This window comes from Colwellia psychrerythraea 34H, from assembly GCF_000012325.1.
GTDB lineage: Bacteria > Pseudomonadota > Gammaproteobacteria > Enterobacterales > Alteromonadaceae > Colwellia > Colwellia psychrerythraea_A.
The window spans coordinates 3,787,198-3,807,510 of sequence record NC_003910.7 but is presented as its reverse complement, the minus strand read 5'-3'; the positions used below and the strand labels follow the sequence as shown (position 1 = coordinate 3,807,510).

Sequence of the window (20,313 nt, the reverse complement as noted above, 5' to 3'; positions counted from 1 at the left end):
CTTATTTTCTGGTTAGTATAACCTATTAAATTATTACCGATAAAAGATAATATTATTATTTTTTATCACTTTATAAAAAGAGGCTTTTATGGATATTACCGAACTACTCGCATTTAGTGTGGAGCATAACGCATCAGATTTACATTTATCAACAGGTACACCGCCCGCTATTCGTGTTGATGGTGACGTACGTAAACTGAATATTCCAGCCTTTGATGGCAAAGATGTTAATGCGTTAGTTTATGACATTATGAATGATCGTCAACGTAAAGAATATGAAGAAAACTTGGAAGTCGATTTCTCATTTGAAGTACCAAACTTAGCACGTTTCAGGGTTAATGCTTTTAATCAAAATAGAGGCCCCGCAGCCGTATTTCGTACAATCCCGAGTAAAATCCTTTCACTTGATGATTTAGGGTGTCCTGAAATATTTCGTGAAATATCAGATACACCACGTGGCTTGGTGTTAGTTACTGGGCCTACCGGCTCAGGAAAATCAACCACGTTAGCTGCGATGGTTGATTATATTAATGATCATAAACACGATCATATTCTCACCATTGAAGATCCAATAGAATTTGTACATGAAAATAAAAAGTGTCTTATTAATCAGCGTGAAGTTCACCGCGATACGTTAAGCTTTTCAGCTGCATTACGTTCAGCCTTGCGTGAAGATCCAGATGTGATCTTAGTCGGTGAAATGCGAGATTTAGAAACGATTCGCTTAGCTATGACAGCAGCAGAAACAGGCCATTTAGTCTTTGGCACCTTGCATACAACCTCAGCACCAAAAACTATTGACCGTATTATTGATGTATTTCCAGGCGAAGAAAAATCTATGGTTCGCTCAATGCTGTCAGAGTCACTTCGCGCGGTAATTTCACAATGCCTAATTAAAAGAGTCGGTGGTGGTCGTGTTGCTGCTCATGAAATTATGATTGGGGTTCCCGCTATTCGAAACCTTATTCGTGAAGATAAAATTGCCCAAATGTACTCAGCGATTCAAACAGGTATGCAACATGGCATGCAGACTATGGATCAATGTCTACAGGGCCTTGTTAACAGAGGCATGATTACTAAACAAGATGCGATGGAAAAAGCAGTTGATAAAAATCAATTTTCAGGCTTTTAACATGGTGTTTTGTAAATGTAGAACTGACAGGAATAGAGGGTAATAAATGAATCTTCATGAATTATTAGAAAGGATGGTAAAGCAAGACGCCTCAGATATGTTCGTTACGGCAAAATTACCAGTGAGCGCTAAAATAAATGGTGATTTACAGCCTATAGATGACGTGGTACTGACTGCTGAACAGTCATTAGCTTTAGTTTATGACTCCATGAATGAGAAGCAAAAAAATCAATTTGATACTGAAAAAGAATGTAATTTTGCCATTCAAATTGATGACATCGGTCGTTTTCGTATTTCTGCTTTTTGGCAACGAGATATGGCGGGCATGGTTGTTCGTCGTATTGTTACAGATATTCCTGATGTTGATGATTTAGGCTTACCTCCGATTTTAAAAGATGTGGTTATGTCTAAACGTGGTTTAGTGCTTTTTGTGGGTGGTACCGGTACTGGTAAATCGACATCGATGGCTTCATTGATAGGTTATCGTAACCGTAACTCTTGTGGGCATATTCTTACTATTGAAGACCCAGTGGAGTTTGTTCATGAGCACGGAAAGAGTATGGTCACTCAGCGTGAAGTTGGCTTAGATACCGTATCCTTTGATGCGGCACTGCAAAGCTCATTACGCCAAGCACCTGATGTCATTTTAATTGGTGAGATTCGAAACCAAGAGATAATGGAGCATGCGCTTAGTTTTGCAGAAACGGGGCATTTATGTATAGCTACCTTGCATGCAAACAATGCTAACCAAGCTATTGACCGGATTATGCACTTAGTGCCAGCGGACCAGCATGGAAAGTTGTTGTTTGATTTAGCGTTAAATCTGCGCGGTATTATTGCCCAGCAACTGGTACCGACAAAAGATGGTCATAGCCGAGTTGCCGCCATCGAAGTATTGCTTAATTCTCCTTATATTAGTGAACTCATTAAAAAAGGTGACATTGGTGGTATTAAAGAGGTGATGGAAAAATCAAATGAATTAGGTATGCAAACGTTTGACCAAGCATTATTCAACCATTACCAACAGGGTATGATTACTTATGCGGATGCATTACATCATGCGGACTCGCCGAATGATTTACGTTTAATGATTAAATTGCGCAGTAATGAGCAGGGTGGTACAGGCGGCTTATCAGGTGTCACATTAGATGGCTTCGACTCTACAGATAACTAGAAACGAGTAAGTTTTTAGATTATGAATGAAAAAAGCTGATATTTACCCAGTATAACTTAGGTAAATATCAGCTTTTTACTCTATGAAATACGTATGCTTATATCATAGAGTATCTTTAGATAATCATTAGCCTACGTTTTAAAATCAAATTCATGATTACTTATTATTACTTGGCTTTGAGCTATTGCCAACATAATAGTAAACTGTCCATGTTGTGGAAAATAAACCTGAAGTAGGTACTAAGTGCGTTGAAAAAGTCACTTTCTCATTCGGTTTAGCATCATGGTTGGTAAAGGTCGTTTTCATACCATCGTCATGTTTTCTTTTACTTTCTTCCAACTGCCATTGTTCACCTAAACACTCTTGGGTGACTCTTTTAGCACTTTGGTAATAGCTTTTAGCCGTTTCTTCATTCGGCGCTACTAAGTTGCAAGAATAGGTATGCTGTTTTCCACCCCATGAGAACACCTGGCAGTTTTCACCAAAAAGCTGATATTTAGCTTTCCATATATTACTGGCTCTCCCTGAAACCTTAATCTCTTTTAATGAAGAAAAATCATCATAATAAGCACTCTTAAGTAAATCGAGTTTAGTACAAGCATTAGTGGTGGGCATGATGTTTGTGGCAATTTTTGTATTTTGATTAACGCAACTTGTTAATAAAATGCTAGAAAGGATAAGGGTATATTTTGCATATTTTTTCATAAAACTATATCAGCCTGACGTAAAATTTTAAGGTAATACCAATAAGTAATACCACTTGTATTAATTAAGGTTACATAATTCAGTGAGGATAAATTTGCAAGAACAAGGCGCTTGATTGAGTAATAGCTGGCTATTGGGATTGAAAGCAACAATGTTATTGGATATTTAGACCTCTTGAAAATGATCAATTATTTAGTGCAATTGGTATTTGTTTGATTGGTATAAATACTTTCTAGTACTGATGGTACAGAGTTTTAACAGTTTTTCCTAGTTAACATCGGAGTAAATGTTATTAGGTAAAATATTAACATCTTATGTCAGAACATAAAATTATGATGTATTTAACGACATATCATAGTGAAAAAGAATTATATTTTTAGTGATTTAAATAGCTTAAAATACTGTCATTATTTTTTCTATATCCAACAACTATTTAGACTATCCCAATGATCCCCATCACGCCTTTAAATGTAAAAAGCATAGAATTTATACAAGCCCAAATTGATAACAAAACTAAACCATTAGGTGCATTAGGGGCACTAGAGCCTTTGGCGCTGCAACTTGCTTTGATCACTAATCAAAGGCATCAAAAAAATTCAGATTGTAATGACTCAGACTTTAGTCATTCTGAGCTAGAGAGTTCTAGCCAAATCAGTATAAATAATCCTGTTATGTTAGTTTTTTCTGGTGACCACGGTATTAATGATAATAATGTTAGTATTGCGCCCAGTGCAGTTACTAAACAGATGGTACTAAATTTTTTAATGGGTGGTGCTGCGATAAATTGTTTTTGTCAAAGTAATGATATCGCTTTAACTGTGGTCGACTGCGGTATATTACAGCCTATTTCCGCTGATGAAGTCCCTCAAGTTGCAAGCAAAACAATGAATAGTGTTAACTTTATTGAGCAACGACTTGGTGCAGGAACAAATGATTTCTCAGTTGAAAGCGCTATGTCTATCATAGCGGTAGAGCAAGGATTCGACTATGCAAGACAACTGGTTGAAGCACAAGTTAAGCAAGGTGCTGAGATATTGTTATTAGGTGAAATGGGCATTGCCAATACCAGTTCAGCTGCTGCATTAATGTCGGCTTTAACTTTATCTAGTGTTCCTGAGTGTGTTGGTCGGGGTACCGGTATTACTGATGAGCAATTAGAGAAAAAAATAGCCTTAATTGAAAGCGCACTTCAACGCGTTAAAGTATCAGAGAAGAATGTTGAAAATTTAACTCAAGATGAGATTATATTGCTGTTATCTGAGTTAGGCGGTTTTGAGATAGTTCAAATGGTCTCTGCTATATTATCAGCGGCGACTGCTAGTATACCGGTTGTTATTGATGGCTTTATTGTCAGTGTCGCTGCTTTAGTTGCACTGCGCTTAGATAAAGATGTGGCTAACTATTTAATTTTCTCTCACGTTTCTCAAGAAAATGCCCACCAAAAATTGCTTGAAGAACTGATCTCGGCGCAAACATTTAATGAGTCAAGCAGCCAACCTTTATTGAATTTAGGTCTTCGCTTAGGAGAGGGAACAGGTGCCGCACTTGCTTTTCCTTTAATAAAAGCCTCTGCAAGTTTTTATAATAATATGGCCAGCTTTGAAAGTGCAGGTGTTACGGTATGAGTGTATCAGTGAATGAGCCGCTAAAAAATAAAGTAGCTGCGCAGCTGAATTTATTTTATTTAGCGTTAAGCTTTTTTACTCGTTTGCCTGTTCCTAAAACCATGCATTATTCAGAAGCATTATTAAATAAAGCTAATCGATACTTCTCCTTAGTAGGCTTAGTCACTGGTTTACTGCTCGCGTTAAGTTATGTCTGTTTTAGTACCTTTTTACCCGCCAATATATCTATATTGTTAACTATGACGATAAGCTTGTTATTAACAGGCGCTTTTCATGAAGATGGTTTAGCTGATATGGCTGACGGTATCGGTGGTGCTTTCACCATAGAAAAACGACTGACTATTATGAAAGATAGTCGTATCGGCACTTATGGTGCCGTTACCTTAGTGATGGCTTTATTATTAAAATTTACATTACTGGTAAAACTAGCTGAGCAAGATAGTAATCACTTACTTTTAGCTATTTTATTAGCAGAGGTTTTATCCCGAGCGGTTGCTGGCAGCTTAATCTCATCTATGCCCTATGTAAGTGATATTGAACAAAGTAAGAGTAAACCATTAGCCCAAGCACAATCCTCATCAGAATTAACTATTTTGCTCTTGATAGGTCTCGCTCCGCTCATTTTTTATTCTAGTGAAGTGATTTTCTCGTTGTTGATCGTTTTAGTGTTGTTTCGTTGGCTTTTTAAGCAATGGCTTATGGCGAGGATAGGAGGTTTTACTGGTGACTGTTTAGGTGCCGGGCAGCAACTCTCTGAGTTACTTATCTATTTAACGATCGTTTCTTATATTAATAAAGATGTATTCATAGAAGTTGCTCTTACGGGGCACAACTTTATGGGACATAGCCTCACAGGACACAGTTTTATGGGAATAGTCGGATGATTCATCTTGTTTTAGGTGGAGCTAGATCGGGCAAGTCTCGATTTGCCGAGCAACAGACACTCGAGTTATCAGTAAAGCAGGGAAAACAAGCGGTTTATATTGCAACAGCAACCGCCATTGATCCAGAAATGGACAATAGAATAGCCCAACATCAAAGTGATAGAGGTGCTCGGGGTGAAAGTTGGCAATTAATTGAATGCCCATTAGCCCTCGCAGAAACATTGAGTGATCTTGATAACAATAATGTCTACTTGCTGGATTGCTTAACGCTGTGGTTAAACAATCAACTTTATGCGGTTCATGAAGAGAATCGTGGTCAGCAATCCCAACATTTACAAACTGAAATAGACAAATTAGCCACGGGCTTAGCCTCAGTAAATGCTGACATTATTATTGTTAGTAATGAGATAGGGTTAGGTGTAATACCCATGGGTGAATCTACCCGATTATATGTTGATTATTGTGGCTGGTTAAACCAGAAAGTTGCAGAAGTTTCAGATAAAGTCACCTTGGTTACTGCGGGTATCCCGCTTTGTATAAAAAGTAATGGTGAGTAATATAGTGAGCTTTCAATATGCTTGAAATTGACTTAATAAGACATGTTAAAGTCTTGGGCAAGCCAGCCTTATACGGCTCTACTAACGTTGCCCCTATCGCTGCAGAAAATGCGCGTTTGCTTGGACGTTTACTGGCACAACAAAAAACCTCTAACGCCTATCAAGGAGTTATTTCTTCTCCGTTGATACGTTGCCAAAACCTAGCAAGAGAATTTTCACAGTTAGGCCAATTATCCTTAGAAATATCACCTGAGTTACAAGAGATGAACTTCGGCAGTTTTGATGGTGTGCCTTTTGATGATCTTCTGTTCGAAGAAAGTGTTTTCGAAGGTAGTGTTGTTGAAACTGAACAAGAGGGTGTAGAGAAAACTCAACTGCATTGGTCACAACTTGAAGGCTTTTTTCAGGCACCTGCAAACATTGTATTACCACAAGCTGAAGCGTTGCCTGATTTTCATCTTCGCGTGAAACTGGCTTGGAAAAAGCTGATAGAACAGCAAGTCAGCATTGCCACTAAGCAAAAAGAAGCACTTATATTAGCGCAAGGCCAGGGGAAAAAAGAATCACAAAAAAATAAGCGAATTTTAGTTATCGTGCATGGCGGCGTTATTCGCATGATTTTAGCGCATATATTGCAGTTAGATTGGCAACAAGCCAGTTGGCATCAAAAACTACAGATTGGCCATGGCAGCATTTCCCGCATTTTAATTAGTCAGCCTTATCAAGATAAACAACTAGATCAAGCCGTAAAGCAAACTCAAACCAAAGACCAAGTACAGTACCAACAATTAACCCAACAAGTGACGACCATTGCTATGCCGTTTCTTGAGGAAATATCAGATGAACACTAAGCAAAGTAACAGCCATTCTACACCGAGTACTTTTGAGGGAGCTCAAATTAGGCAAGGCAAAGCGAGTCAATGTAAAACCTTGATGGTACAAGGAACGACATCTGATGCGGGAAAAACAACTCTCGTGGCAGGGCTATGCCGTGTGTTTGCTGATTTACAGGTTAAGGTCGCACCCTTTAAACCACAGAATATGGCGCTTAATAGTGCCGTGACACCATGTGGCGGTGAAATTGGACGAGCACAAGCGTTGCAAGCTAAAGCGGCGCGTTTAGCGTTAGATGTAGACTTCAACCCCATATTGCTCAAACCTAATAGTGATACTGGCGCGCAAGTTATTGTGCACGGTAAAGCACTTATGCATAGATCATCGTCTAATATGGAGGCTAGTGAGTACCAAGATTATAAAAAAGTGGCTATGCAAGCGGTATTGAGTTCGCACCAACGCTTAACACAGCAGTACGATTTAGTTGTTGTTGAGGGGGCAGGAAGTCCAGCAGAAATAAACTTACGCAAGGGTGATATTGCTAATATGGGCTTTGCCGAAGCCGTTGATTGTCCTGTATTGATTATTGCTGATATTGATAAGGGGGGCGTTTTTGCTCAGCTCGTTGGTACCTTGATGTTGCTGTCACAATCAGAGCAAGACAGAGTGGTTGGTTTTGTGATTAATCGCTTTCGCGGGGACATTAAATTACTTGAATCTGGGCTGACATGGTTAGAAGAAAGGACCAATAAACCTGTGCTGGGAGTTTTACCCTATTTACATGGCTTAGATATATCTTCTGAAGATGCCTTAGTCACACAACAGGCGCTAGTTGAGGGAACATCGACTTCATCAAAAGTGCGTATTGTAGTTTTAGTTTATCCACATATGAGTAATCATACCGACTTTGATGCTCTGCGCCATCATGAAGATATTGATTGCCAGTTCCTTTTTGCTAAGGGGTCGAAAGATGAGATTAATCCCGAAAAAATAGCTATCCCAGCGTGTGATCTTATTATTTTACCCGGTAGTAAAAATGTCCGTGGCGACCTTGATTTTTTAAGGCAACGAGGCTGGGATGACGATATTGCCAAACATCTACGCTATCAAGGCAAGGTAATTGGTGTTTGTGGTGGTTATCAAATGTTAGGGGCGTTGATTGCAGACCCCGAAGGATTGGAAGGACAACCTGGCGTAAGCGAAGGGTTAAGTTATTTTGCGATGAATACCGTTTTAGAGTCGAAAAAAACGTTAATTAATGTTTCAGGTATTTTGGAATTAACAGACAAAAAGGCTGATATTAGTGGTTATGAGATTCATGCTGGTGTGAGCACACTCAATAACTCTGGCGCGAAACTGTCTCATTTAATTACTATCGCAGGAGAAGGGCAAGGGTTAATAAGCGATGATGGTCAAATCGCTGGTTGCTATTTACATGGACTATTTGATCAACCTGAAGCGTTACAACTCTTTATGGGTTGGCTTGGTTATGATGTAAAAAAAGCGCCCAGCATAGAAATACTTGAAGAGCAGGCCATTGAGCGGGTAAGTAAAGCCTGTCAAGTACACTTAGATATGGTGAAAATAAAACAAATAGTTACAGAATGGTACAAATAACCACAGATATATCATGGGTATTATTTACTGTAATGATCTAAATCAATTCGTCGTTATGTTTACTTGTTAAAATACTCCTATTGGTCATGTTGCCAGCGCTAGTAAGGTAACTATAGGTAGCTTAGGAGTGACTTAAATGTCGAATGTACATAAATTATCGAAAATAATCAGTGACGAAAAAAATTGTAAACCAATAGTTTACTCTTGTTCTGGGTGCTCAAACCTTGCACAAATGGCGCATAATATTTCATTAACTCTAGATGGTGATGGTATTGCTGAAATGTCTTGTGTTGCTGGCGTAGTAGGTAAAATAGAGCCTATTATGGCGATGGCTAATTCAGGTCGACCTATTATAGCCATTGATGGTTGTGCGTTAGGTTGTACAAAAGCTTGTTTAGATAAAAGTGGCATAAAAACCGATCACTATTTTAAAATTAGTGATTTAGGATTCGAGAAACGTGACAAATGGGATGACTCTCTTACCGAGAACACCGTTGCGATGAAAAGTGTCTATGCGAGTTTAATAGAAGCAGGTATTGGCTTTACTCAATAAGTATTTTATACCAATTACACTAATTAATTGCCCATCTTCAAATGGTCTACATCTACAATTTCTGCGTTGCGCTCAATCCCAATAGCCAGCTATTGCTCAATCACGCGCCTTGAACTTGAAGATTTATCCTCGTTGAATTTAGATCACTAAATTAATGTAAATGGTATTATTAAAAGTTATTTTTAGCCTAAAGAACATTAAAAAAGCTGCCAAATATATTGAGCAGCTTTTTTTGTATCTTTTTTTGGAGTAAACCGCTTATTTAAGCGTCTTGTTCTAAGAAAGGTGCGTATAGGTTGTGCTTACCCAATACCGCTTGGCTGCCTTTAAGAGAAAAGCTATAACCACACAGCGAAAATTTACCGCGAAAAGCTAGCGCTTGAATTAACTCGCCACTATCAAGAGGAGAAAAACTAGCAAAATATTCACTACCATTTTCAACCAATACAGTTAAAGGACGTATTGAAGAGCCCTTGTTAAACTTAATACTTTGACAACTTTTATCACCGTTTGTGGATAATTGTGACCATAGCTCGCCATTAGCAACTTGATCGGCTTGCCAGTGAATAATTACGCCTTGGTATTCTGATAAGTATAAATTGAAATTATCAGGCATCGCGAGCAAATGATTTTTATTGGCAAGAATGGTAACGGATACATTGTTAGATACTACTTGCGGCTCACTCAACTCGGTGTTGTTAGTATTATTCTGCTCTGTGGGGATAGCATTAATTGCACTATTAACTAGTACACCGATAAAAATTAACGCGACACTGGCGATAAGCCCAAGCTGTATTTTGCGGTTACCAAGGAATTTTAAGCGAATAAGTTCGCCAATATCAGCTTGTTTACCATCAACCTCACGATCAATTTCATCATTAAATGTGTCGTTAGGTGTAATACTTTGTTCAGCAGTAGTGTTATACGCATAAAGCTGCTCACTAGCACCATCAGCAGCTAATGTTGGCTCAATGCGTTGATTATGAGTTTTCATGACGACGGTTTTTTGTTTATAACTACTAAGGTCAACAGGACCGTAATAACCCAAGATATAATTATTTTTTTCTTTTGTATTTTTACTTGGGTAGGTAAGTAGAAGGGCGGCGCTTAATAGAGGTAATATCAATAAATAATAACTACCACTGTTTTCAAGAAGTAAACTCAAGATACCAGTAAGTAACAGTAAACCACCAGGCACTAATTGCCAGTTTTTATTAAGTTTAGCGTCATGTAATCGACGTTTAGCGCTGCAGCTCAGTACCGCGGTTAATATTAATAACATGATAAAATTTACTGCCAAATAATTAGATAAAATGGCAGAGCAAAAGATAAAGCCCAAAATAGTAAGTATTGATGTTGCAAAAAATCGATTACGATCATCAAATCCTTTTAGACAAAAAGCGGCTTGTAAAAATGGCACGAAAACTCCAAAAAGATAAATTGAACTAGGTGTTAATTGCTCATAGCATAACACTAGTTGATGGTACTTATGACCGAGAATAACCATAACAATGGTTATTCTCGGGCAGTATTAACTCACTCGATAAGCGGGTAAGTCGATTTTTTCTAGTTTTAAGCCATAAAGTGTTAGGCAGCCCTGATTGTTGGATTCACCGTCACCACTAAAATCAAAGTCAAAAATGCTATAAATACAGGGGCCGTGTTTCTTGGTAAACTTTAATCTACTAGAACGTCTAGCGAGGGAAATAAACTGCAAACCACCGTCTTTACAGTAACGATGAATATGACGTTTAGCTGCTTCAGAGACCTGTCTTAAGTAAACAAAGTACCAGCAGAATAAACAAAAGAGTAATAAATAATAAATATTTTCCATAAATGATACTTTCCACAATTAATAATAACTAAGTTTGGCTCAATAATTGCCCAATGGCTTGTGCTAATGCTGGTGAGCGATCCTCACTACGAATACACTGGAAAGCAACAGGTCTAATTAATGGGATAGTCACTAAGTCTTTAAAAATGCTAGAAAATAGGGGTAAGTTATTATTACTGAGTAAATGTTCAAAATAACACATAAGCATTTTTTCATCAGCTAACGCTTGCCAGCATCTACCAGACAAAGTGATAAGTAATTCGCTGCTGACTTCTTGATTGCTCAACAGTTGTCCTACGACTTTTCTCACATGAGTATGGTCACTATTAGCGGCTAGTGATCGCAGTAATTGCATCGTTTTTACTGAATTATCAGGGATTATTAATGCGTTTTCTAATGCAGATACCAAAGCGTCAATTAAAACGACTGGATATTGCTCATTTTCTAAGGCGCTACAAACGGGAGATAGCACTTCATCAGGCAAGTGCGGTAGCGCGTTGAGTAACAACTCACTATGATTATCATGTTTAATTCTCGCAATAAAATCGGTGATACCTTGTACGCCGACACCTTGCCAATTACCCCAATCAGAACCATGGCTGAGATATTCTCTAAAAGGGGAGAAATACGCACTCGGTTGCTGTTTTAAATCCACTTTTATTTTGCTGTTTAAGCTAGCTAATTTATATTGTGCTGGGGTGAAAAGGTAAGGATTACTGCTGAGTAATTCTTCCTGTTTTTTAGAGGTTTCTTGAGTTAAGTCAGCGCCTAAAGCCTCAACAATAATAGCAATAAAGTGATTTCTTGCCCCTTGGTTTAATAAACCACGTTCATCAAGTGGTAATTTCAATAACCATAAATAAGGCTGAGAAGATTGTTTCTGCCAAAATGCTATAGCAATACAAGCACACCCTTGAGTAGGAGTAGGGTATGGCAATTGATTCAATTCAACTTTTTCAAATTGCTCTTTAGGTAATTCACTAACTAGTCGACCAATATCATAAAGGCGGTATTGTGAACCTGAAAGTTTAAGTAATTCTGATAGGGTAGCTATGTTAGCTGCTGGTGCTGTGTCAGTCATAAAGTCAAAAATATTGCTGCTTGTTATAGCGCGTTATTATAAGGATAATGACGCCATTAACATAGTAAATTATTTATCTGAGATAATTTACTGGTAATTATCGACATTGACTAATCACCTTAAAGAACCGACCTAAAATAATCACAGATGATGATAAAAACTGACCCTGAACATATCAGCACTTTGCTGGCTGACCTAGCTTTTGAGCTTAAATCACTTAATCTTTGGCAAATACCGCAGCCAAGTGCTGCAGAGCTTTCAAGTAACGCTCCTTTTTGCTGTGATACTTTAGCATTTGGTCAATGGTTACAGTTTATATTTATTCCTAAGATAACTATGATGATACATCAACAACAATCGTTGCCGACAAAGATTTCTTTAACGCCAATGGCTGAAGAGGCTTTTACACACTTATCAACGAGTGCTAAGCCTTTGATTGATGTTATCCAAAAAATCGATAAAGCATTAGCAGAAAAAGTAAGTAAAGGTGAATGATATGAATAATTCTACTTTAGAAGTAGCAATTTCCGAGGATATAGAGCCGGAAAAACCTGTACTTGATATCCTATATCAAGATGAGTATATGGTAGCGGTTGATAAACCTGCGGGGTTATTTGTACATCGAAGTTATATGGATAAAGATGAAATTTATTTTGCTTTGCAGTTAGTTCGAGATCAGGTAGGGCAATATGTTTATCCCGTTCATCGATTAGACAGACCAACTTCGGGTGTACTTCTTTTTGCTTTAACTAAAGACGTAGCGACTAAACTAAGTGAAGCTTTTGCCAATAAAAGTAGCCAAGCTGAGTTTAAGTCTGACACTGAGCTTGAGGGCAAGGTTCATGATAAGACTCAGACGGGTCAACAAGGCCAGCAGAGTATGACCGAAGGACTTACTACGGATAAAAATATCGATGGCAGTGATTTAGCTATGGTGAAAACCTATTATGCCTTAGCACGTGGTCACTTGGCAGTACCGGTAGATTTAATCGATCATCCACTGAAAGAGAAGCTAGATAAATTGGGGGATAAAAATGTTAGCCGTGACAAGCCAGCACAATCGGCGCAGAGTTATTATCAAGTAAAGCAGCAAGCGAGTTTGCCGATAAAAGTCGGTAAGTTTGATAGTGTGAGGTATTCTTTAATTGAAGTACGCCCTATTACTGGCAGACGTCATCAAATTCGTCGTCACTTAGCGCATTTACGTCACCCTATTCTAGGGGATATCAACTACGGCGATAACAAGCAAAACCCATTTTTCATCGAACACTTTGGTTTTAAACGCTTGATGTTAATAGCCAAGTCATTAGAATTTAACCACCCCATCAACAATGATAGAATTAAAATATCAGCGCCGTTTGATGAACAATGGCAGCAGGTTTTTACTACATTTGAATGGCCACTAAGTTAGGAAAATACTTTTGGTTACTGCTAATAGCCAAGCTAGCTAAACACATCATTGACTGATGTATAGCCTAAAATAGTCGGGCTTTAATTTGTATGCTAGCAATTAACTTGCACGAATAAAATATCGACTCCCTCCTGATATTGCTAAATAAATCGATAGTTTTTACTTGGCGTAATTATTTCAGGTAAGGGAATGTCCCAACCTTCTACTGGCACAGTATCGACCAGCTGGCAATCATGGGCTAAGCCGAGCGGGTATGTTTTATTTTGTTGCCAGTGAGCTAGGCTGCGGTCATAAAAGCCGCCACCCATGCCTAACCTTGCGCCTGAGTTATCAAAAGCGACTAAAGGCGTACATATAATATCAAGCTGCTCAAGTGGACAAACCAAAGTAACGTCTAACTTTGGCTCTAAAATGCCATACCTGTTGCTAACTAGCTCAGTATCTTGCTGGTAATGCAAGAATAGTAGGTTTCCCTTACTGAAAGGATGTACTACTGGTAAGTAGACCTCTTTGTTATTCTGCCAACACCAACTTATAAAGTTATCCGTTGATAATTCGCCATCATTACTTAAGTAGATTGCGATGCGTTTAGCTAGCAGAAGCTGACTATGACTAGACAATCTTTTGGTCAAAGCTATCGCTGCATTAGACTGTTCCGTTACGGATAGCGCATTACGGCGTTGTCTAATTTCTTTTCGCAATTGTGAACGTGCATTCATTAGAGGGGTCATCATTAAATAGTTAACGGCTATTAATTATCGACTATTATTACCAACATTAACATCTGCTTTAACGTCTGTTTTCAAATATAAAAAAAGCTGGGAGATTGCTCACCCAGCTTAATATTATTCTGTAACCTGTAACGTAAACTAATTAGTTATGAGTTTCAGCAACACCTTCGTGAGTACCGGTAACTGATATTTCTTGTTCGATTTTCTCTTCTAAATTAGAAGGAATATCGCCTTCTGCACCATGCATCCATTCAACTAACTTACCAGCAGATAGGTAGATGATAAGACCAGTAATTAAAGCACCGACACCAACACCCATAAAGATGTTTGCTGCATTATTAACCATTTCTTCACCTTCACCAACGAATGAACCAATAAATGCGGCTAAGAAGTTAGATAAGGCTGTAAAGAAGAACCAAATACCCATTAATAATGACGTAAATTTAAGTGGGGCTAATTTCGTTACCAGCGATAAACCAATTGGTGATAAACATAATTCACCCAAGGTATGAAATAGGTAAGCAAAAACAAGAAACAACATGCTCACTTTAACAGCAACATCACCACCTTGAACCATAGTAGCCCAGAACATAACGAAGAAACCTAAGGCTAAAAACAACATCGCCAAAGCAAATTTCTTCGGAGAAGTCGGTTCATTTGAACCCATCTTAACCCAAACTGAGGCAACAAAAGGTGCTAATAAAATAATGAACATAGCGTTTAATGATTGAAATGAAGAAGCAGCGATTTCAAAACCAAAGAGAGTACGGTCAGTAAAATCAGAAGCATAGATAGTGAATAAGCCACCTGCTTGCTCAAAACCCGCCCAGAAAACAACTGAGAACATGCTCATGATCAAGATAACTTTCATGCGGTCCATATCTTGAGACGTTAATGGTGCATGAGATTTTTGCTCTCCTTTAGTGCGCTTAGCTGATGGAACTACGCCAATATCACCTAAATATTTGTTAGCTAAAGTAAGCTGAAGGGCCAAACCAATCAACATACCACAACCTGCTAAGATGAAGCCGTAGTGCCAGTTAACTTGCTCACCTAATATACCGACAGTTATTGGCGCTAAAAAAGCACCTAAATTGATGCCCATATAAAAAATAGTGAAAGCAGCATCACGTCTGTGATCGCCATCGTCATAAAGCTCGCCCACCAAACTAGAAACATTGGCTTTAAATAAACCATTACCCGTAATAATAAGTGCTAAACCAAGGTAAAATACCGTTTCTTCCATGCCAACAATCATTGACTTTGGAATACCTAGGGTAAAATAACCTAATGAAAAAATTATCCCGCCCCAGATAATTGCTTTACGCTGACCAATATAGTTATCAGCTAACCAGCCACCTATTACCGGTGTTAAATAAACAGCCATAGTGAAAAAGCCATAGAGCCTTAACGCTTCTTGATTGGTCCAGCCAAAACCGCCGTCTTGAACAGAGGCAATAAGATAAAGTACCAATAGGGCACGCATGCCGTAATAACCGAAACGTTCCCACATTTCAGTACCAAATAAAAGGAAAAGTCCTTTTGGGTGGCCAAACAAGGTACCTGCATTAGGTTGAGTCATATCATTATCCTAGATTTTATTTTTATAATCATTAGCGTTAGTTTTTACCGTAACTTTTTAAGTTTAGTTTTTTTAGTTACGCGAGTGTTATACCCGTGTGAACAAATAAAGGCAAGTTTTGGCATAAATCAATGAATACCTTGCTTTGGGAGGTGTAGAGAAATCTTTCCTCGTGCTCACTGAATGACAACTCGATAATAAGGGCGGCTAGCTTAGTTAACATATTGTTTGCATAACGATATACTGGTAAACTTTGTCGTCACTAAATTTAGTGATTAAACTTAGGGTTCTTGGCATTAGCTTCTTGGAATTATTCAGGGATAGATTGAAACCTTCGCTTTATATGTATTACGCACGGGCCATATAGGAACTCTTTGTTAAAATGATAACCGCTATTGAAAATTTTTTTAAGAATAACAACGTTAATGTTGTAAAATCTTTATTTGGTATTTTACTGATATCGACTTTCCTCCTTGCTAATTTACCTTTGAAAGCGCTTGCTGCAAATCAGATAAGCCAACAGCAAATGGAGCAATTTAAAAAATTACCTCCTTCGCAACAAGAAGCGCTTGCTAAAAGTATGGGCGTTGATCTAAACAGTATAAAAGGTCAATTATCGAAAGGGGGTTCTAGTGAAGAAAAAAAGAATACAGAGACCTTCCCACGTGGAACTCAATTTGATGCTGAAGGAAACCCTATTTCTGAAGAAGAATTAGAGAAGCTAGAAAATAGCGATGAACTCAAACCTTTTGGTTATGATGTTTTTGCTAATTCACCGCAAACCTTTGCCCCTATGATGGATATTGCTATTCCTGCAGACTATATCATTGGTCCAGGTGATAACATTTCTATTCAAGTATTTGGTAAAGAAAAAGATGAACTTGAATTAACGGTAAACCGTGAGGGACAAATTATTTTTCCTTCTCACGGGCCTTTTACTGTTTCAGGTTTATCATTTAATGAAATGAAGCGTTTGTTGACCGCACGAATTAAAGAAAAAGTTATTGGTGTTGATGTTGTTGTCGGTATCGCTTCTTTGCGCTCTATGCGTGTTTTTGTTTTAGGTGACGCTCATAAACCAGGGCCTTATACTTTAAGTTCATTATCTAGTATTACCCATGCTATTTTTGCGGCTGGCGGTATTAGTGATATCGGTAGTTTACGTAATATACAACTTAAACGTGCTGGTAAGTTAGTTACCACCCTAGACCTATATGACTTGTTGATTAAAGGTGATTCACGTAGCGATGTACTATTGCAATCTGGTGATGTTATTTTCATTGCACCTAAAGGCAATACTATCAGTATTGAAGGTGAAGTTCGACGCCCAGCTATTTATGAATTAAGCCAAAACGAAAACTTTAATGATGTTTTGGCTATGTCCGGTGGGCTTTTACCTACAGCCTTTGCTAAAACAACTCGTGTTGAACGTTATAATCAAGACTCCTTACGTACTGTTGTTAATATTGATCTGACTAAAAAAAATGACTTAGCTAAAAAAGCACATGCAGGTGATGCGGTTTATGTGATGAAAGCTGCTGAGATGTTTGAACAGTCTATCACTGTTATCGGTGCAGTAACCCGTCCTGGAAAATACCAATGGCAAACCGGTCAGCGTATCACGGATATCTTCCCTAATATCGACTCTCATTTATTACATTCGGCCGACCTTAATTATTCTATTGTTGTGCGTGAAATTGATATTGCCCGTAATATTGAAATCTTACAATTTGATTTAGCTAAAGCTATTTCAGCGTCAAACTCAAAAGATAATATTATTTTACAAGGCAACGATAAGATCATAGTTTTTGCCAACATCATTAAATTAATTGACAGTAAAATCAACTTAGATTCTTTGGCTTTTACTCAAGATAACCTCACCAAAAAAGAACAAGATTTAGCGAAAGAGAAATATAAACAAAAACAATTTTGGTTGAAATACGGCGATAGTGAGCAAGTCGCTCAATTTGATAGTGAAGAAGCTGCTGCAGCTAAATTAGTTGAACAATCTATAGCTCAGTTTAGTGGTGGAGAATTAGAAGAAGAACTTGATCCTAAAGAATTAACAATTTTTTCTCGTCAACGTTTATTAATGCCTATTATTGAAAAATTAAAACGTCAAGGCAAGTCCGGTCAACCAATTCAATTAGTTGAAGCGGACGGTGAAGTGAAGTTTCCAGGGATATATCCTTTAGCTAAAAATGCCCGTGTATCTGATTTAATTGCCGCTGCAGGCGGCTTAACTGAGTCGGCTTATGTGGTACGTGCTGAGGTTTCTCGTAATCAGATTATTAATAATAGAGCACAACAAACGTCGCTAATGTTTAGTTTAAGTGGGGCTCTTGCTGGTGATGAAAAAGATAATGTTATATTAAACTCAAAAGATAGGTTGAATATTCATCAAGTTCCAGCCTGGAGTGAAAACAGCGTTGTTGAGCTACGAGGTGAATTTGTCTTTCCGGGTAAATATACCGTACGTCGTGGTGAGAGTTTGGCCGACTTAATAACTAAGGCCGGTGGTTTTACCAAATTTGCCCATCAAGAAGGCTCTGTTTTTACGCGGGTGCAATTACGCGAAATTGAGCAACAGAACTTGTTAAAATTGACCGCAGATTTACGTATAGAAATGGCCTCTAAATCCATGTCTGATCAAAACTATTCGCAATCTTATGCTGAAGTACAGCAAATGTTAGCAGATATGGCTAATGTACAGCCCGTTGGACGTCTAGTGCTTGATTTACCTAGGGTAATGAATAACAAAAGCTATGACGTTCTTCTTGAAGGTGGTGATGTGTTATATGTTCCTACTTTGAAAAATTCTATTAACGTTGTCGGCCAAGTACAAGTCACTTCATCACATATATACGATATTAATTTATCAGCAGATGATTATTTATCTCAAAGTGGTGGTAGCAAAAAACGTGCAGATGAAGACCGAATTTATATTATTTCTGCCAATGGTAGTATTAAAATGATGGACAGCGGTAATTGGTTTAGCAGTGATTCCGGTGATAACTTAAGACCAGGTGATACCATCGTTGTACCACTTGATGCTGAGTATATGAATAACTTAGCATTGTGGACCAGTGTAACAGGCATCATCTACAATTCGGCAGTGGCAATTGCTGCTATCAGCGGTATTTAAATAAAGCGACAATAGATAATGCTCAACTTATAGCATTATCTATTACCAAAAATTTAAAAGAAAGATTAATCAAAATACAATAAATGGACATAGTATGTTGCACTCATTAAAAAACGTGAAGCTAGGCATTATAGGTTTAGGTTATGTTGGTTTACCTCTCGCAGTAGAGTTTGGTAAAAAATACCCTACTTTGGGGTTTGATATCAACACCAAACGTGTTGGCGAATTAAAGCAAGGACATGACTTTACTTTAGAAGTATCGAGTGAAGAATTAGCTGATTCTGAATTTATTTCATATTCTGCTGACGTTGACGATTTAAAAAATTGTAATATCTATATTGTTACCGTGCCGACGCCTATCGACAAACATAAACAACCTGATTTAACCCCATTAGTAAAGGCGAGTGCTATGCTTGCTAAAGTGATTAATAAAGGTGATATCGTCATTTATGAATCTACGGTATATCCGGGAGCAACCGAAGAAGTTTGTTTACCGGAAGTTGAGCGTCACTCTGGTTTAGTGTTTAACCAAGATTTTTATGCCGGTTATAGCCCTGAACGCATTAACCCGGGTGATAAAGAACATCGAGTAACGAATATCCTTAAGGTAACTTCGGGCTCAACGCCAGAGATTAGCGACTTTATTGACAGTTTATATAAATCAATTATTACAGCAGGTACCTATCAAGCATCAAGTATTCAAGTGGCTGAAGCGGCAAAAGTCATTGAAAATACTCAGCGAGATCTAAATATTGCTTTGATCAATGAGCTTGCCGTCATTTTTAATAAATTGAATATTGATACTGAAGAAGTATTAAAAGCAGCCGGTACTAAATGGAACTTCTTACCATTTAGACCTGGTCTTGTCGGCGGTCACTGCATTGGTGTTGATCCTTATTATTTGACTCATAAAGCACAATCTATAGGTTACAATCCCGAGGTCATACTTGCTGGTCGTCGCATTAATGACTCTATGGGCGAATATGTGGTTTCACAGTTAGTGAAAACTATGCTTAAAAGGAAGTTACCAGTTAATGGCGCTAATGTTCTCGTTATGGGTTTGACCTTTAAAGAGAACTGCCCTGATGTGCGAAATACCAAAGTTGTTGATATTTTGTCTGAGTTAGCTGAATTTGATATTAATGTTGATGTATACGATCCTTGGGTTAATCCTAAAGACGCAAAACATGAATATGATGTTGACTTAATATCAGCACCTAAGCATAGCTTCTATGACGCGGTTATTTTTGCAGTAGCTCATGATCAATTTAAAGCATTATCCGCAGATGATATTAAGTTATTGATGAAAAAAGATCATGTGATTTATGATTTGAAATATATGCTAGACAAAGAATTAGCTGATATTCGCTTATAAATTATTTGACTATAACTTACTTAGATATAGATAAAACACCCTTAGTTGAAGATTCAGCTAAGGGTGTCTTTTT

General features: G+C 37.9%; 18 protein-coding genes. 12 read left to right on the top strand and 6 right to left on the bottom strand.

Annotated elements, in window-relative coordinates; all coding sequences use genetic code 11:
• The first annotated feature begins 88 nt into the window (after positions 1 to 88).
• Both CPS_RS16385 and CPS_RS16380 read left to right on the top strand, forming a co-directional pair.
• A complete protein-coding gene (locus CPS_RS16385; protein WP_011044416.1) occupies positions 89 to 1,132 on the top strand; it encodes a type IV pilus twitching motility protein PilT in 1,044 nt (347 codons plus the stop codon).
• A gap of 46 nt (positions 1,133 to 1,178) precedes the next feature.
• Positions 1,179 to 2,306, top strand: a complete 1,128-nt coding sequence (locus tag CPS_RS16380) for a PilT/PilU family type 4a pilus ATPase (protein WP_011044415.1) — start codon at positions 1,179 to 1,181, stop codon at positions 2,304 to 2,306.
• 156 nt (positions 2,307 to 2,462) lie between these two features.
• On the opposite strand, the gene CPS_RS16375 is transcribed toward CPS_RS16380, so the two are convergent.
• Positions 2,463 to 3,011: a hypothetical protein gene (locus tag CPS_RS16375; RefSeq protein ID WP_011044414.1), complete on the bottom strand. Its 549-nt coding sequence runs from the start codon at positions 3,009 to 3,011 to the stop codon at positions 2,463 to 2,465.
• A gap of 446 nt (positions 3,012 to 3,457) precedes the next feature.
• Here CPS_RS16375 and cobT point away from each other — a divergent pair, with 446 nt between their 5' ends.
• From cobT to CPS_RS16345, 6 genes are all read left to right on the top strand, one after another.
• Positions 3,458 to 4,636: a nicotinate-nucleotide--dimethylbenzimidazole phosphoribosyltransferase gene (gene cobT / locus CPS_RS16370; protein ID WP_011044413.1), complete on the top strand. Its 1,179-nt coding sequence runs from the start codon at positions 3,458 to 3,460 to the stop codon at positions 4,634 to 4,636.
• Complete coding sequence (locus CPS_RS16365) at positions 4,633 to 5,520, top strand: adenosylcobinamide-GDP ribazoletransferase (RefSeq protein ID WP_011044412.1); 888 nt, start codon at positions 4,633 to 4,635, stop codon at positions 5,518 to 5,520. The genes cobT and CPS_RS16365 overlap by 4 nt, the downstream gene beginning before the upstream one ends.
• Complete coding sequence (gene cobU / locus CPS_RS16360; RefSeq protein WP_011044411.1) at positions 5,517 to 6,077, top strand: bifunctional adenosylcobinamide kinase/adenosylcobinamide-phosphate guanylyltransferase; 561 nt, start codon at positions 5,517 to 5,519, stop codon at positions 6,075 to 6,077. The genes CPS_RS16365 and cobU overlap by 4 nt, the downstream gene beginning before the upstream one ends.
• Positions 6,078 to 6,094: 17 nt before the next feature.
• Positions 6,095 to 6,928 (top strand): histidine phosphatase family protein, encoded by an 834-nt coding sequence (locus CPS_RS16355; protein ID WP_011044410.1) that lies wholly within the window; start codon positions 6,095 to 6,097, stop codon positions 6,926 to 6,928.
• Complete coding sequence (locus CPS_RS16350) at positions 6,918 to 8,528, top strand: cobyric acid synthase (protein WP_011044409.1); 1,611 nt, start codon at positions 6,918 to 6,920, stop codon at positions 8,526 to 8,528. Before CPS_RS16355 ends, CPS_RS16350 begins: the two co-directional genes overlap by 11 nt.
• 136 nt (positions 8,529 to 8,664) lie before the next feature.
• The gene (locus CPS_RS16345; protein ID WP_011044408.1) at positions 8,665 to 9,081 is read left to right on the top strand and encodes a putative zinc-binding protein; all 417 of its coding nucleotides are present in this window, start codon (positions 8,665 to 8,667) and stop codon (positions 9,079 to 9,081) included.
• 262 nt (positions 9,082 to 9,343) lie between these two features.
• Here CPS_RS16345 and CPS_RS16340 read toward each other — a convergent pair whose 3' ends face one another.
• The 3 genes from CPS_RS16340 to CPS_RS16330 all read right to left on the bottom strand — a co-directional run bounded on the left by CPS_RS16340 (position 9,344) and on the right by CPS_RS16330 (position 11,996).
• Positions 9,344 to 10,501 carry a hypothetical protein gene (locus tag CPS_RS16340; RefSeq protein WP_138140305.1) on the bottom strand — a complete coding sequence of 386 codons (1,158 nt, stop codon included), beginning with the start codon at positions 10,499 to 10,501 and terminating at the stop codon, positions 9,344 to 9,346.
• 111 nt (positions 10,502 to 10,612) lie between these two features.
• Complete coding sequence (locus CPS_RS16335) at positions 10,613 to 10,915, bottom strand: DUF3301 domain-containing protein (protein ID WP_011044406.1); 303 nt, start codon at positions 10,913 to 10,915, stop codon at positions 10,613 to 10,615.
• Positions 10,916 to 10,943: 28 nt separating this feature from the next.
• On the bottom strand, positions 10,944 to 11,996 hold the full coding sequence (locus CPS_RS16330; protein WP_011044405.1) for a DUF3549 family protein: 1,053 nt from the start codon (positions 11,994 to 11,996) through the stop codon (positions 10,944 to 10,946).
• Positions 11,997 to 12,143: 147 nt separating this feature from the next.
• Here CPS_RS16330 and CPS_RS16325 point away from each other — a divergent pair, with 147 nt between their 5' ends.
• Both CPS_RS16325 and CPS_RS16320 read left to right on the top strand, forming a co-directional pair.
• Positions 12,144 to 12,491: a YqcC family protein gene (locus tag CPS_RS16325; RefSeq protein WP_011044404.1), complete on the top strand. Its 348-nt coding sequence runs from the start codon at positions 12,144 to 12,146 to the stop codon at positions 12,489 to 12,491.
• A gap of 1 nt (position 12,492) precedes the next feature.
• Positions 12,493 to 13,407, top strand: a complete 915-nt coding sequence (locus CPS_RS16320) for a tRNA pseudouridine(65) synthase TruC (protein WP_011044403.1) — start codon at positions 12,493 to 12,495, stop codon at positions 13,405 to 13,407.
• A gap of 140 nt (positions 13,408 to 13,547) precedes the next feature.
• On the opposite strand, the gene CPS_RS16315 is transcribed toward CPS_RS16320, so the two are convergent.
• Positions 13,548 to 14,126: a 5-formyltetrahydrofolate cyclo-ligase gene (locus CPS_RS16315; protein ID WP_011044402.1), complete on the bottom strand. Its 579-nt coding sequence runs from the start codon at positions 14,124 to 14,126 to the stop codon at positions 13,548 to 13,550.
• Between the two features lie 154 nt (positions 14,127 to 14,280).
• Entirely contained in the window at positions 14,281 to 15,720 is a 1,440-nt protein-coding gene (locus tag CPS_RS16310; protein WP_011044401.1) for a peptide MFS transporter, read from the bottom strand.
• 382 nt (positions 15,721 to 16,102) lie between these two features.
• Between CPS_RS16310 and CPS_RS16305 the strand changes: the two genes are divergently transcribed.
• On the top strand, positions 16,103 to 18,865 hold the full coding sequence (locus CPS_RS16305; RefSeq protein WP_011044399.1) for an SLBB domain-containing protein: 2,763 nt from the start codon (positions 16,103 to 16,105) through the stop codon (positions 18,863 to 18,865).
• A 94-nt stretch (positions 18,866 to 18,959) separates the two neighbouring features.
• A complete protein-coding gene (gene tviB, locus CPS_RS16300; RefSeq protein WP_011044398.1) occupies positions 18,960 to 20,240 on the top strand; it encodes a Vi polysaccharide biosynthesis UDP-N-acetylglucosamine C-6 dehydrogenase TviB in 1,281 nt (426 codons plus the stop codon).
• The last annotated feature ends 73 nt before the right edge of the window (positions 20,241 to 20,313 follow it).

What these genes read in the sequence shown, in the direction of transcription:
- CPS_RS16330 (WP_011044405.1), bottom strand. Translation starts at nt 11,996, where the DNA reads ATGACTGACACAGCACCAGCAGCTAACATAGCTACCCTATCAGAATTA.
- CPS_RS16385 (WP_011044416.1), top strand. Translation starts at nt 89, where the DNA reads ATGGATATTACCGAACTACTCGCATTTAGTGTGGAGCATAACGCATCA.
- CPS_RS16345 (WP_011044408.1), top strand. Translation starts at nt 8,665, where the DNA reads ATGTCGAATGTACATAAATTATCGAAAATAATCAGTGACGAAAAAAAT.
- CPS_RS16355 (WP_011044410.1), top strand. Translation starts at nt 6,095, where the DNA reads ATGCTTGAAATTGACTTAATAAGACATGTTAAAGTCTTGGGCAAGCCA.
- CPS_RS16305 (WP_011044399.1), top strand. Translation starts at nt 16,103, where the DNA reads ATGATAACCGCTATTGAAAATTTTTTTAAGAATAACAACGTTAATGTT.
- cobT (WP_011044413.1), top strand. Translation starts at nt 3,458, where the DNA reads ATGATCCCCATCACGCCTTTAAATGTAAAAAGCATAGAATTTATACAA.
- CPS_RS16375 (WP_011044414.1), bottom strand. Translation starts at nt 3,011, where the DNA reads ATGAAAAAATATGCAAAATATACCCTTATCCTTTCTAGCATTTTATTA.
- CPS_RS16320 (WP_011044403.1), top strand. Translation starts at nt 12,493, where the DNA reads ATGAATAATTCTACTTTAGAAGTAGCAATTTCCGAGGATATAGAGCCG.
- CPS_RS16365 (WP_011044412.1), top strand. Translation starts at nt 4,633, where the DNA reads ATGAGTGTATCAGTGAATGAGCCGCTAAAAAATAAAGTAGCTGCGCAG.
- CPS_RS16350 (WP_011044409.1), top strand. Translation starts at nt 6,918, where the DNA reads ATGAACACTAAGCAAAGTAACAGCCATTCTACACCGAGTACTTTTGAG.
- CPS_RS16325 (WP_011044404.1), top strand. Translation starts at nt 12,144, where the DNA reads ATGATGATAAAAACTGACCCTGAACATATCAGCACTTTGCTGGCTGAC.
- CPS_RS16310 (WP_011044401.1), bottom strand. Translation starts at nt 15,720, where the DNA reads ATGACTCAACCTAATGCAGGTACCTTGTTTGGCCACCCAAAAGGACTT.
- CPS_RS16380 (WP_011044415.1), top strand. Translation starts at nt 1,179, where the DNA reads ATGAATCTTCATGAATTATTAGAAAGGATGGTAAAGCAAGACGCCTCA.
- CPS_RS16335 (WP_011044406.1), bottom strand. Translation starts at nt 10,915, where the DNA reads ATGGAAAATATTTATTATTTATTACTCTTTTGTTTATTCTGCTGGTAC.
- tviB (WP_011044398.1), top strand. Translation starts at nt 18,960, where the DNA reads ATGTTGCACTCATTAAAAAACGTGAAGCTAGGCATTATAGGTTTAGGT.
- CPS_RS16315 (WP_011044402.1), bottom strand. Translation starts at nt 14,126, where the DNA reads ATGAATGCACGTTCACAATTGCGAAAAGAAATTAGACAACGCCGTAAT.
- cobU (WP_011044411.1), top strand. Translation starts at nt 5,517, where the DNA reads ATGATTCATCTTGTTTTAGGTGGAGCTAGATCGGGCAAGTCTCGATTT.